Consider the following 13,159-nt stretch of genomic DNA (forward strand, 5'->3'; position numbering starts at 1 on the left):
TATGCAGGTTCACTATTCGGGGGTTTGCCGGTTTACCACGGCAGAAACCGGGGCCAGCGCGTAGCTCTTGCCGGCCAGCGTCTTGCTCCAGGCCAGCAGGCGGTCCAGCGTGATCGGATAGGGCTGGGCGAAACCGACGGCCACGCCGGTGCCGCGCGCCTGGCGCTCCAGTTCCTCAAGCCGCGATTCGATCACCGGTCCGGTCGGCTGCTGATCGATCTGGCGGTTGGAAATCGCGAACACGCCGCCGGCATCGCGCATGGCGCGGCCGGCCACCGAGCGCGGCGCGGTGCGGGCATCGACAAACATCAGGCCGCGCGTCTTCAGGGTCTCGGCCACAAGGCGCATATGCTCGGGGCTGGAGGTGTATTTCGCGCCCATGAAATTGGTGAAGCCGATATAGCCCTGCACGCGGGTCAGCGACCAGTCGAGCCGGCGCTGATTTTCCGGTTCGGTCAGCGAGGTGAGCAGGGTATACGGCCCCGGATCGCTGGCCGGATATTCAAACGGCTCCATCGGCAATTGCAGCAGCACTTCATGGCCCTGGCGCCGTGCATACTCGATCTGCACCGCCAGATTCGGCGCATAGGGATTGAAGGCAAAGGTGATCGCCGGCGGCAGCAGGTCGGCGGCCTTGGTGGTGAGCGTCTCACTCAAGCCGACATTGGCCAGCACGATGGCGATGCGCGGGCGGTCGGCGGGTTCGTTATAGGGCCGCGAATAGGCGCGCCAGGGCTGGCGGCCATCGCTGCCGATCTTCGGCATGGCACCGACATTGGTGTTGTCCACCAGCATCGGATCGGGTGCCACCAGCAGGCCGCTCGGCAGGTAGTTCGCCGTATCCGCCTGCTTCGGCTTCTGCTCGCCAGCCTTCTGATCCGGCGCCAGCTTGGCTTCCGGCGGCAGGGTGAGGCGGGCCACACCGATCACCACTTCCGAGCCGGGCAACTGCACCAGGCTCTGGTTGTTCACGGCCAGCCAGCCAACCAGGCTGATCAAACCGCCCAGGAACAGCGCCCAGCTCAACACCAGCAGGCGGCGGCTGACAGTGCGGGCATCGCCGCGCAGGAAGCCTGGCCATAGCACCAGGCCGATGATGCTGAGCACGCGCAGCAGCTTGTGCTTGAAGCCTTCGCGCGGCGGCGCCATCATCGGCGCGTCGGCCATGTCCATATCCGCATGCGCCATGTCGCCATGCTCGCCGGACCCGTCAGACACCGCCATGGCGATGTCCATTTCGGCTTCGGCGTGCTTGGGCTTCTTGCGCAGCCTGGCGAAAGGCGCCAGCAGCCGGCCCATCAGGCCGGCTTTCTTCGGCTCCGCCGGCAGGGCGCGATCGTCAGGATCGGCCTGAAGCGTCACTTCTTCGCGGTCGGTTTCGGCGGGCTGCGCAGCAACTCAAGCGCCGATTGCAGCACCACGTCAGGACCCTCGCCTGGCTTGGCGCTGGTATTCGGCGCGGGTGCCGGAGCCGGAGCCGGAGCGGTCTCGCCCGGCTTGGCCGCCGGTTCCTCATCGGCCTCGCGCTGGCCGTTCAGTTCGCGCCGCGCCTTCAGCGCCGCGGCGATCTGACGGTCGCGGTCGCTCCACACTTCCACATCCGGCGTGATGCCGGTCTTGTCGATGGAGCGGCCCGAGGGCGTGAAGTAGCCCGCCGTGGTCAGCTTCATGCCGCCGAATTCGCCAAGCGGGATCATGGTCTGCACCAGGCCCTTGCCAAAGGTGGTGTTGCCCACCAGCACGGCGCGGCGATGATCCTGCAGTGCGCCGGCAACGATTTCGGAAGCCGAAGCCGAGCCGCCATTGATCAGCACCGCAATCGGCTTGCCGTCGGTGACATCGCCGCGCTTGGCGTTGTACCGCTGGCCTTCATCGGCATTGGACCGCAGCGAGCGCGTCGAGACGATCTCGCCCTGATTCAGGAAGGCATCGGCCACCGAGATCGCCTGGTCCAGCAGGCCGCCCGGATTGTCGCGCAGATCGATCACATAGCCCTTCAGCTCAGGCCCGATCTCGGTCTTGAGTTTCTCGATGGCGGCGTTCATGTCCTGCGTGGTGTGCTCGTTGAACGACGAGACGCGCAGATAGGCCACATCGCCTTCGCGGCGGCTGCGCACCACGCGGGTCTTGATCACGGCGCGGATCACCGAAACATCCAGCGGCTTGGCGCTGGCATCGCTGCCGCGCCGGATGGTCAGCACGATCTTGCTGTTCGGCGTGCCGCGCATCTTCTCGATGGCTTCCTGCAAGGTCTTGCCCAGCACCGGCTCGCCGTCGAGATGGGTGATCAGGTCGCCCGGCAGCAGCCCGGCGCGCTGCGCCGGCGTGTCGTCGATCGGCGACACCACCTTCACCAGGCCGCTCTCCATGGTGACTTCGAGGCCGAGGCCGCCGAATTCGCCACGGGTCTGCACGCGCGCTTCCTGGAAGCTGCGCGGCGGCATGTAGATCGAGTAGGGATCGAGCGAGGAGAGCATGCCGTTGATGGCATTCTCCATCAGCTGCTCGTCCTTGGTCTCTTTGTAATAGTCATTGCGCACGCGCTCGAAAATCTCGCCGAAGAGATTGAGCTGCTTGTAGGTGTCGCTGTTCTGCAGCGCACCGACCTTGTTCGGCGCGGCGAACAGCCCCACCGAACCCATCAGGGCGAAAGCGCAGACGCCACCCAGGAGGAAATTGCGCATGTTAGCCGCTTACCTTTCTGTCGCCCGCCGCGAGCCAGGGCAGGGGATTTACCGGCTCGCCTTTGCGACGCAGTTCAAGATATAGAACCGGCTTGTCGTCATGCCCAGCCCCGGCTGCGTTTCCGGAGCCATCGCCGCCCATGCGACCAACTGGTTCGCCGGCCAGGACGAATTGGCCAACCGCGCGGTCAATCCGGCCAAAACCAGCCAATAGCGAATGATATCCACCGCCATGTGCGATGATCAATAGCTGTCCATAGCCCCGGAAGGGTCCGGCAAACATCACTTTGCCGTCAGCGGGTGCCACCACCTGGCCGCCGCCCCGGGTTTCAATGCGCAAGCCCCGCGCTACCGCGCCGCTGGCTTCCGTCTCGCCATAGCGGCCGACGATGCGGCCGCGCGCTGGCAGGGCGGCGCTGCCTTCCAGAGCTGCGTAATTCTCAGTCCGCTGGTTGCCGCCGGGCGCCCGTTTACCGCGATTTTCCGCCTCTTTCACGGCTCGCGCACGGGCTTCAGCCTCGCGTTTTTCCTGTTCCAGCAGGCGGTCCACCAGACTGCGCAGGTCCTTGGCCTGCTCGGCCAGGCGAACGGTGCGCTCGCGCTCCGCGCTGCGCTCCTCCTGGGTCTGCGCTACTTCCGCGGCGGTTTCAGTCTGCAACTGCTCCAGATCGCGGCGCTCGCCATCCAGCTTGGCGATGGCCTGGCCGAGCGCCTTCTGCTCGGCGGCGATGCCGTTGCGCAAGGCCGCCAGGCGGTCGAGTTCGCCGCGCAGGGCGGCGGCGCGGCTTTCGATCTCGGGCACCAGGGCGGCGATGAGCTGGCTGGCGCGCACCATGTCGAGTGCCGAGCCGGGCGCCAGCACCATGGCTTCCGGCGGCTGGCGGCTGAGCCGGGCGAGGCTCGAAAGCGTGGCGGCGAGTTCCTCGCGGCGGCTCTCGAAGGCGGCCTGGGCCTTGGACTCATCGGCCAGCAGGCGGGCGAGCTGTTCCTCGCTGCGGGATACGGCTTCTTCCTGGGCCTGCAGCTTGCGGGCGGCCTGCACCAGGCGGCGGCGCAGGTCCTGCGCCTTCTGCGCCAGCTTGCCGGCCTCGCGGTCGAGTTCGCGCTGGCGGTCGCGGCTTTCTTTGAGCTGCCGCTGCACATCCTCAAGCTGTTGCTGCTGTTGCCTGGCGGCATTGCTCTCCGCCAGGGCGGGGCCGGTACTGACCGAAGCGGCAGCAGTGCCGATCAGGGCTGCGGCAAGCGCGAGGCAGAGCGGTTTATGCACGGCGTTGCTGCGGCTCCGCCTGAGGGGAGGTAGCTGGGGCGGCGGACTTCGCGATGGCCAGATTTTGGCCGGTCATCTCGGCAGGGGGCGTGATCTGCAGGAAATGCAGCAGGGTCGGCGCCAGGTCGCAGAGGCGGCCATCGCGCAGGGCATAGCCCTCGCGGCCCACCAGCACCAGCGGCACAAGATTCGTCGTGTGCTGGGTATGGGCCTGGCCCGAAGCCGGGTCGCGCATCTCTTCCAGATTGCCATGGTCGGCGGTGATCAGCAGCACGCCGCCGGCCTTCAGCACCGCCTGCTCCAGCCGCGCCAGGCAGGTATCGATGGTTTCCGCCGCCTTGATCGCGGCCGGCAGCGACCCGGTATGGCCCACCATGTCCGGGTTGGCATAGTTCACCGTGATCTGGTCGTATTGCCCGCTCTCGATGGCGGCCACCAGCTTGTCGGTGACTTCAGCCGCCGACATTTCCGGCTGCAGGTCGTAGGTCGCCACCTTCGGCGACGGCACCAGGATGCGGTCCTCGCCGGCATAGGGCTGTTCCTCGCCGCCATTCATGAAGAAGGTGACGTGGGCATATTTCTCGGTCTCGGCGATGCGCAGCTGTTTGCGGCCGCCCTTGGCCAGCCATTCGCCCAGCGTGTTGGGATAGCGCACCGGCGCAAACGCCGTGGCGAGGAATTCGTTCAACTGCGTCGAATATTCCGCGATGCCGACAGCAGCAGTGAAGGCCGGGCGCAGCGGGCGCGGGAAGGCATCGAAATGCGGCTCCAGCAGGCTTTGCAGGATTTCGCGCGCACGGTCGGCGCGGAAATTCGCCATCATCAGGCCGTCGCCATCGCGCATCCCGGTATAGCCGTCGATCACCGTCGGCAGGATGAATTCATCGCTCAAGTCGGCGGCGTAGGCGTTGTTCACGGCTGCCTCGGCACTCGCCGCGTGCTTGCCCTCGGCCAGCGCGATGGCGGCATAGGCCTGCGCCACGCGGTCCCAGCGCTTGTCGCGGTCCATGGCGTAGAAGCGGCCCGAGAGTGAAGCGAACCGCACCTGCTTCACATCGCCGAGCAGCTTGCGGAAATCGCTGAGGAATTCCAGGGCCGAGCGCGGCGGCGTGTCGCGGCCATCGCTGAAGGCATGCAGCCACACTTTCACACCGGCGGCATCGGCGAGCTTCGCCACGGCGGCGATGTGGTCCTGGTGCGAATGGACGCCGCCCGGCGACAGCAGCCCGAGCAGATGCAGCGCGCCGCCGCTGGCTTTCAGCTTGTCGATCAGGGTGGCAATCGCCGGCACATTGCCCAGCGTGCCATCGGCCACGGCATTGTCGATGCGGCCCAGATCCGGCACGGCGATGCGGCCGGCGCCGATATTCATGTGGCCGACTTCGGAATTGCCCATCTGGCCATCCGGCAGGCCGACATCGCGGCCCGAGGTGCCGACGCGGGCAAAGGGCTGCGTCGCCAGCAGGCGGCGCCAGGTCGGCAGGCTGGCCTGGGCGATGGCGTTGTCGGTCGGGTCGTCGCGCAGACCCCAGCCATCCAGGATGCAGAGAACGACGGGCTTGGGCACGGTATGGTCGGTCATGGTGGCGTTCGGGGTCGAGGTTCGGAAAATCCGGCAGAATCGGCAATTACTTAGCGCAGTCCACAAGGTTAGTCACGAATTGCCGGATCAGTCACGGTGATAGGGGTGGTTGTTGAGCAGGCTCCAGGCGCGGTAGAGCTGTTCCAGCAGCAGCACTCTTGCCAGCAAATGCGGCCAAGTCATGGCGCCAAAAGCGATTTTCAGCCGGGCCTGGGCCAGCAGGGCAGGGTCCAGGCCATCCGCGCCGCCGATCAGGAAGGCCAGCTCGGCCTCGCCATTGTCGCGCCACTGGCCGATCTGCTGGGCGAAATCCCGGCTCGCCAGGTTCCGGCCATGCTCGTCCAGCGCCACCAGCACGGCGCCCTTGGGGCAGGCGGCGCGCAGCAGGTCGGCCTCGCGCTGCTTGCGTTCGGCCACGCTGCCGGCGGTTTTCTTGTCCTCGACTTCGCGGATATCCACCGCCCAGGGCAGCCGCTCGCGGTAGCTGGCGATCAGCGCCTGGGCGGCATCATGCTTGGCGCGGCCGGCACGGCCGACGCAGGCAATGGTGATGCGCACTCACGCCGCGGCGGTATCAGCCGCCGGCTCGGGGATATCCACGCCCCACATCTTTTCCAGCCGGTAGAAGCCGCGCACCTCGGGCCGGAAGATATGCACCACGATATCGCCAGCATCGATCAGCACCCAGTCGCCAGCATTCTTGCCCTCGATGCGCGCCTTGTGCCCGGTGGCCTCGGCGATGCGCTGCGCCAGATGTTCGGCGATGGCACCGACCTGACGCGAGGAACGGCCCGAGGCGACCACGATGTAATCCGCCACCGAGGATTTGCCGGCAAGCGGAATCGAGACCACTTCCTCGGCCTTGTCGTCGTCCAGCGATTTCAGGATCAGCTTATGCAGCTTTTCCACGGCCGCGGTGGGGCGGTTCGGATCGGCCTTCACGGCTTTGGTTGCTGTCGGCTTGGCAGCTTTCGGCTTGGCCGGGGCTTTTGGTTTGGCGGCGGCCTTGGGCTTAGCGACGACCGGGGCCTTGGCGGCTGCCGGAGTCTTGGCTGCCTTCACCGGTGCTTTGGCCGATGCCTTCGCCTTGGGGGCGGTGGCGGCTTTCTTCGGGGCGGCAGCTTTCGCCACCGGCTTACGGGTGCTCTTTGGCTTCGATGCTGTGGCTATGGCGCGGCCCTCCTCCTGGCCGGGCGATGCTGCCCGGGTGCAATTCCGACCCGGCACGGCGCCGATTCGGCGCCGCTCCGAATCGGCTACAGGATACCCCGACTCGGGATTCAGAACAATGACAGGTCAAAGAAACCAGAACACGGTGACCAGCAGGAAGGGCAGCAGCAGCAGCGGCACCGACCAGGCCATATAGCCGAAGAAACTCGGCATGCGGATGCCGGCCTGCTCGGCGATGGCCTTGACCATGAAATTCGGCGCATTGCCGATATAGGTGACGGCGCCGAAGAACACCGCGCCGGCGGAAATCGCCAGCAGCGTGCCGGCCATCGGCCCCATCAGGGCCTGGGCATCGCCACCGGCCATGTTGAAGAACACCAGATAGGTCGGCGCGTTGTCGAGGAAGGCCGAGAGCAGGCCGGTGAGCCAGAAATACATCGCGTTATGCGGCGTGCCATCGGGGTTGCTGGCCAGATCGATCACGGCCTTCAAGGCGCCTGCTTCGCCGGCACGCAGGATGGCGATCACCGGCACGATGGTGAGGAAGATGCCGGCGAACAGCTTCGCCACTTCGCGGATCGGTTCCCAGTCGAAACCGTTGCCCCGGCGCGTTTCGCTCCGCGTCAGCCACAGCGACAGGCCGGCGAGCGCCAGCAGCAGGATATCGCGTGTCAGGTTCTGCAAGGCCACGCCGATGCCGAACACGCTCAGCGAAGTGGCGGGCTTCCAGCTGCCCGACATCAGCACCGCCGCCACCACGCCGCCGAGCAGGATGATATTGATGCCGCCTTCGATGCTCACCGGATTATCCGGTGTCGGATCGGGCCGCGTCACGCCTTCCTTGCGGTAATAATGACGGTCGAGGAAATAGAAGGCGGCGAGCAGCAGCAGGCTGATCAGCAGCATCGGCAGCAGCATCGCCTGGGCGGTCCAGAAGAAGCTGATGCCGAGCAGGAAACCGAGAAACAGCGGCGGATCGCCCAGCGGCGTCAGCGCACCGCCGACATTGGCCACCAGGATGATGAAGAAAATCACCACATGCACATTGTGCCGGCGGTTGTCGTTGGCGCGGATCAAGGGCCGGATCAGCAGCATCGCAGCACCAGTGGTGCCCATCCAGCTTGCCAGCAAGGTGCCAAGTGCCAGCAGGCCGGTATTCAGCGCCGGTGAACCATGCAGGTTGCCAGTGATGCGCACGCCACCGGCAATGGTGAACAGGCTGAGCAGCAGCACCACGAAGGGGATGTATTCATGCAAAGCCACTTCCAGCACGGCATGCGCTGCCGCTCCGGCGCCTTCGCGCAGGCCGAAGGGGATCAGGAAGGCCAGCGCCCAGAAGGCGGCGACCTTGCCGTAATGATGATGCCAGAAATGGCTGGCGAGCAGCGGCAGCAGGGCGATGGAGAGCAGGATGCCGGCAAAGGGCAGGCCCCAGAGCAGGGTCAGGCTGCTGCCGTCGATGGCGGCGGCCTGGGCCGGCGCAGTGTGAAGCATACCCAGAATGGAAAGGCCGATGCCCGTGATCAATCGGTTGCGCATCGGCCCCCCGCTCTCGTTATGCGTCCATCTCCCTGTATATGGGAATTTTACGCCGGAGCTTCAAGTGCGGAAGAACAGGAAGGTGAGCAGCACGAAAAGCGGCAGCAGGATGCAGCAGCTCCAGGCCATGTAGCCGAAGAAGCTCGGCATCTTCACGTTCATCTCCTCCGCGATGGCCTTCACCATGAAATTCGGTGCGTTGCCGATATAGCTGTTGGCGCCCATGAACACCGCACCGGCGGAAACCGCTGCCAGCGTGGCGCCCAGCGGCCCCATCAGCGTGGCGGCATCGCCGCTCGCCATGTTGAAGAACACCAGATAGGTCGGCGCGTTGTCGAGGAAGCTGGACAGCGAACCGGCGAGCCAGAAATACATCGCGTTGTTCGGCGTGCCGTCAGGATTGGAAGCCAGCGCCACCAGGCCGGAGAGCGCGCCATCCTTGCCGGCGCGCAGGATGGCGATGGCCGGAATGATGGTGATGAAGATGGCGGCGAACAGTTTCGCCACTTCCAGGATCGGCCCCCAGGTGAAGCCGTTGCCGCTGCGCGTTTCGGCCTCGGTGAGTTTCAGCGAGGCGAAAGTGATGGCCAGCAGGGCGATGTCACGCGCCAGATTCTGCAATTCGACGTCAATGCCGAAAAGATTGAACACGATGCCGGGCTTCCAGGTGCCGGACATCAGCACCGCCAGCACGATGGCAGCCAGCAGCACAAGATTGACGCCGCCCTGCATGCCGATCGGGCTGTCCGGCGTCGGATCGGCCGGCACGATGCCTTCCTTGCGGAAGTAATAGCTGTCGATGGCGTAGAACAGGCCCAGCAGCACCACGGTGCTGACCAGGGTGGGCATGAACAGATGCGAGGTGGTCCAGAAGAAATCCACGCCCTTGAGGAAACCGAGGAACAGCGGCGGATCGCCCAGCGGGGTGAGCGAGCCACCGATATTGGAAACCAGGAAGATGAAGAACACCACCACATGCACATTGTGCTTGCGGTTGTCGTTGGCGCGGATCAGCGGCCGGATCAGCAGCATCGAGGCGCCGGTGGTGCCCATCCAGCTGGCGATCACCGTGCCGAACAGCAGCATGGCGGTGTTCAGGCTGGGCGAGCCGTTGAGATTGCCGGTGATGCGCACGCCGCCGGCCACCGTGAACAATGCCAGCAGGAGGATGATGAAGGGGATGTATTCATGCAGCGCCACTTCCAGCAGCACATGGGCGGTGGCGCCGGTGCCGTCGCGCAGGGCGAAGGGCAGGATGAAGCAGGCGGCCCAGAAGGCGGAAATCTTGCCGAAGTGATGATGCCAAAGGTTAGGGGTGAGCAGCGGCAGCAGCGCGATGGAAAGCAGGATGCCGGCAAAGGGCAGCACCCACAGGATGCTCATGCCGCGCGCATCGATGGCGGCGGCCTCGGCGGGCGCGGCAACAAGGAACAGCAGCGCGGCAAGCGGCAGAACAGGCGCGGCAGTGCGGAACAGACGATGCGGCATTACTCATTCCCCCCGGATGTACGGCCCGCAGCCTAGCTGCCCCGGCGACCAGGCTCAACCTTTAGTCCCGGGGTTGAAAAGGGCTAGCTGGCGGCGAAGGGCGGGCGCTCCTCGATCACGCCGGCCGGGTCCTGGCGCAGGATCACCTCGGCGCCGGGGAAAAGCTGGCGCAGTTCGGCGATGATTTCTTCCGAGATGCGGTGCGCCGCGCGCAGCGTCAGCTCCGGATCAAGTTCGAGATGGAACTGGATGAAGATATGCTGGCCCGAATTGCGCGTGCGCAGATCATGCATCGCGCGCGCTTCCGGATGCTTAAGTACGGTGGCGCGGATGCTGTCGCGCTCGGCATCGGTCAATTCGCGGTCCATCAGCTGATCCAGCGCCTGGCGCACGATGTCGGCGGCGCTTTTGAAGATCACCATCGCCACCAGCAGCGCGCCAGCCGGATCAACCCAGTCGAAGCCGGGCCTTGAGGTCAGCACCAAGGCGGCGATGACGGTAAGATTGGTGAGCAGGTCGCTGACGTAATGCAGCCGGTCGGCAGTCACTGCCAGCGAGCCGGTGCGGCGTACCACATGGCGCTGGAACAGCACCAATGCCAGGGTCAGCAGGATCGATAACACCATCACCGCGATGCCGATGCCGGAATGCTCTGGCGGTTCAGGTGTACGCAGCTTTTGAACAGCTTCGCTGACCAGGAACAGCGCCGAGCCGCCGATCAGCGCCGCCTGGCCCAGCCCGGCCAGGGCTTCCGCCTTGCCATGGCCGAAGCGGTGCTCGTGGTCAGCCGGCGTCAATGCCGTGCGGACCGCCAGCAGGTTCAGCAGCGAGGCCAGCGCGTCCAGGCCGGAATCGAGCAGGCTGGAGAGCAGCGCCAGCGAGCCCGACTGCCACCAGGCAAAGGCCTTCGCGGCCACCAGGATCAGCGCCACCGAGAAAGAGGCATAGGTTGCCAGTCGCAGCAGGCGTTGATTCGTGGCGGTGTCGCTCATCAGCCGCCGCGCCTCACGGATACAGGCGCTCGGTGCGCCAGCCGCTGTTGCCATCGCGGTGATAGACCAGCCGGTCATGCAGGCGGAATGGCCGGTCGGCCCAGAATTCCACACTCTGCGGCGCCAGCCGGAACCCGGACCAATGGGGCGGGCGCGGAACCTCGCCGATGGCGAACTTGGCGGCATATTTCGCCACCGCTGCCTCCAGGTCGAAGCGGCCAGCCAGCGGCCGCGACTGCGCCGAGGCCCAGGCGCCGATGCGGCTGTCGCGCGGCCGGCTGGCGAAATAGGCATCGGCCTCGGCGTCACTCACCACGCTGATCGGGCCACGGAACCGCACCTGGCGGCGCAGGCTTTTCCAATGGAACAGGGCCGCCGCCTTGCTCTGGCCAAGTAGTTCGCGGCCCTTGGCGCTTTCGAAGTTGGTGTAGAACACCACGCCATCGGCGCCGATATCCTTCATCAGCACCATGCGCAGATTGGGCAGGCCATCTTTATCCACGCTGGCCAGGGCCATGGCGTTGGGATCATTCGGCTCGGCTGCCCTGGCTTCGGTGAACCAGGTTTCAAAATGTGTAAACGGGTCGGTGAACGCGTCCATGCTGGCCTCAAAAAAGTGGCTTTTCCGCCCCCGGAAGTCTCGTCGACCTATGTAGCGCATGCCGCAACAATTCCCAACCCCCGCCGTAATCCCGCCGCATTCGGAACCGACCATCCTAGCCATCCCGAGCGGTGGTTCCCCTCACAGGCAGCCAGACCGGCCGGGCAACAAGATAAAAGGACCCTGAAACCATGACCACCCACACCGCCCTTCCCGCCATTGCTGTTGCCCAGCCGGGCCGCACGCTTCGCGCCGGCAAGTGGGTTGCTCTCGGCCTCGTCGCGGCCCTGGCCGCGGGCTGTGCCGATCAGGGTCCGAAGCAGAATGTCGGCACCGTCCTCGGCGGCGTCGGCGGCGCGGTCGCCGGTGCGCAGTTCGGCAAGGGTTCCGGCCGCCTGGTGGGCGTTGCCGCTGGCACCATGCTCGGCGCGCTGCTCGGTTCCGAGGTCGGCAAATCGCTCGACAATGCCGACCGCCAGTATCTCGGCCAGGCCAATCAGCGCGCTTTCGAAACCGCGCGTTCCGGCACTGCCGTGACCTGGCGCAACCCCGATAGCGGCAATTACGGCACCGTGGTGCCGCAGGCTGCCTACCAGACCGGCAGCGGCGATTATTGCCGCGAGTTCCAGCAGACGATCAGCGTCGGTGGCCAGAGCCAGCAGGGCTATGGCACCGCCTGCCGCCAGCCGGACGGCACTTGGAAGATTACTCAGTAGCGTAGTGACCTCGTAACTTTCCCCCAGTTTTCAGTACGCGTTCCTCTAGTTTCTCTTCCCCCAGACTAGGCGTGGCCCGGCAACCCCGGCCACGCCATTTTTTTATCTGGCGCTGGGTTTTTATCTGGCGCCAAGGTCAATCCGCGCTAATCTATCCTTAACGCTCCAGTTGCAGACTGGGGCCTGTGCCAGCAGCCAGAAGACTGCGGGCGCCCCGTGTTAACCGGATGATGGAGGCCAGAATGGTCGACGGCGCCGGCAGCACCCAGACTTCCGCATCGAAGCTGGGCACTGCATCGAAACTCCCGACGTTCAAAAGCGGCAATGCCGCACAGAACACGCAACCGCAAGACAATCCCGTTCTGGCCGCCGGCCGCGCCGCGCTCGAGAAGCTGCGCCAGCCGCGTGAGCGCAGTGAAGCCGAGACCAAGCTTGAGGAAGTGCTGCAGGCGATGAAGCGTGCCAGCAAATCCTCCCGGCTGGATGCGGCGCGGCGCAAGCTGGAGCAGTTGAAGGCCCGGCTCAAGGCGCTGGAGATGGCGGCGGCCTCCGCTGCCGCGCGCGGCGATGCCAAGGCGGCGAAAGCCATCGCGCGCGAAGTGAAGCAGCTGGCCCGCGATCTGGCCGGTGCGTTGCGCGAGGCCGGCCAAGGTGGTGGCGTGGTCGCCGCCCCGCAAGTGGCAAAGGAAAATGACAACAAGGATGCCGCCGAGAAGGCCGGCACGCTGGCGGAAGGCCGCCCGGAAACCGCCGCCGATCAGGCCGGCGCGATGATCAAGGCGGCACTGAACGAAGCTGCGGGCGATCCCTCGGCGCAGACTGCCAAGGAGGCCCAGGCCGAGCGCCAGGCGCTCGACAGTCTCAAGGCCGAAGCGCGCGGCGTGATGAAGCAGTTGAAGAAGCTGCTGGAGAAGGCGCGGCTGGCCTTGTTCAATCCGCTTGCCGACAAGAAGGAAGCGGGCAAGGCCGAGAAGGCCTTCAATGAGGCCGAGCAGGCACTGGCGGACTTGAATGCCGCCTCATTGCCGAGCGGCGGTGCGGGCCTTGATCTCGGCGGCGCCGATCTTGGCGGCATGGGCGTTGATGTGAAGGCTTGAACACGGCATCGCCCCGGCGCCAT

12 protein-coding genes are annotated in these 13,159 nt (G+C 65.7%); 2 read left to right on the forward strand and 10 right to left on the reverse strand.

Annotated features, from left to right (window positions below; genetic code table 11):
* Positions 1-12 precede the first annotated feature (12 nt).
* The 10 genes from ACQY7X_RS08400 to pdxH all read right to left on the reverse strand — a co-directional run bounded on the left by ACQY7X_RS08400 (position 13) and on the right by pdxH (position 11,323).
* Positions 13-1,362, reverse strand: coding sequence for a divergent polysaccharide deacetylase family protein (locus tag ACQY7X_RS08400; RefSeq protein ID WP_428249460.1), 1,350 nt, complete (start codon positions 1,360-1,362; stop codon positions 13-15).
* Positions 1,359-2,684 carry a S41 family peptidase gene (locus ACQY7X_RS08405; protein WP_428249461.1) on the reverse strand — a complete coding sequence of 442 codons (1,326 nt, stop codon included), beginning with the start codon at positions 2,682-2,684 and terminating at the stop codon, positions 1,359-1,361. Before ACQY7X_RS08405 ends, ACQY7X_RS08400 begins: the two co-directional genes overlap by 4 nt.
* Position 2,685: 1 nt before the next feature.
* The gene (locus tag ACQY7X_RS08410; protein WP_428249462.1) at positions 2,686-3,951 is read right to left on the reverse strand and encodes a murein hydrolase activator EnvC family protein; all 1,266 of its coding nucleotides are present in this window, start codon (positions 3,949-3,951) and stop codon (positions 2,686-2,688) included.
* Positions 3,944-5,533 carry a 2,3-bisphosphoglycerate-independent phosphoglycerate mutase gene (gpmI, locus tag ACQY7X_RS08415; protein WP_428249463.1) on the reverse strand — a complete coding sequence of 530 codons (1,590 nt, stop codon included), beginning with the start codon at positions 5,531-5,533 and terminating at the stop codon, positions 3,944-3,946. Before gpmI ends, ACQY7X_RS08410 begins: the two co-directional genes overlap by 8 nt.
* An 87-nt stretch (positions 5,534-5,620) precedes the next feature.
* A complete protein-coding gene (gene rlmH, locus ACQY7X_RS08420; protein ID WP_428249464.1) occupies positions 5,621-6,091 on the reverse strand; it encodes a 23S rRNA (pseudouridine(1915)-N(3))-methyltransferase RlmH in 471 nt (156 codons plus the stop codon).
* Complete coding sequence (gene rsfS, locus ACQY7X_RS08425; RefSeq protein ID WP_428249465.1) at positions 6,092-6,664, reverse strand: ribosome silencing factor; 573 nt, start codon at positions 6,662-6,664, stop codon at positions 6,092-6,094.
* A gap of 165 nt (positions 6,665-6,829) precedes the next feature.
* Positions 6,830-8,242, reverse strand: a complete 1,413-nt coding sequence (locus ACQY7X_RS08430; RefSeq protein ID WP_428249466.1) for a sodium:proton antiporter — start codon at positions 8,240-8,242, stop codon at positions 6,830-6,832.
* Positions 8,243-8,302: 60 nt separating this feature from the next.
* Positions 8,303-9,730 (reverse strand): sodium:proton antiporter, encoded by a 1,428-nt coding sequence (locus ACQY7X_RS08435; protein ID WP_428249467.1) that lies wholly within the window; start codon positions 9,728-9,730, stop codon positions 8,303-8,305.
* 83 nt (positions 9,731-9,813) lie between these two features.
* Complete coding sequence (locus tag ACQY7X_RS08440; protein ID WP_428249468.1) at positions 9,814-10,800, reverse strand: cation diffusion facilitator family transporter; 987 nt, start codon at positions 10,798-10,800, stop codon at positions 9,814-9,816.
* Positions 10,736-11,323 carry a pyridoxamine 5'-phosphate oxidase gene (pdxH, locus tag ACQY7X_RS08445; protein WP_428249469.1) on the reverse strand — a complete coding sequence of 196 codons (588 nt, stop codon included), beginning with the start codon at positions 11,321-11,323 and terminating at the stop codon, positions 10,736-10,738. Before pdxH ends, ACQY7X_RS08440 begins: the two co-directional genes overlap by 65 nt.
* A gap of 191 nt (positions 11,324-11,514) precedes the next feature.
* On the opposite strand from pdxH, the gene ACQY7X_RS08450 reads away from it, so the two are divergent.
* Entirely contained in the window at positions 11,515-12,039 is a 525-nt protein-coding gene (locus ACQY7X_RS08450) for an RT0821/Lpp0805 family surface protein (RefSeq protein ID WP_428249470.1), read from the forward strand.
* Positions 12,040-12,281: 242 nt separating this feature from the next.
* A complete protein-coding gene (locus ACQY7X_RS08455) occupies positions 12,282-13,136 on the forward strand; it encodes a hypothetical protein (protein WP_428249471.1) in 855 nt (284 codons plus the stop codon).
* The last annotated feature ends 23 nt before the right edge of the window (positions 13,137-13,159 follow it).

Source organism: Ferrovibrio sp. (genome assembly GCF_965278975.1).
Classification (GTDB): domain Bacteria; phylum Pseudomonadota; class Alphaproteobacteria; order Ferrovibrionales; family Ferrovibrionaceae; genus Ferrovibrio.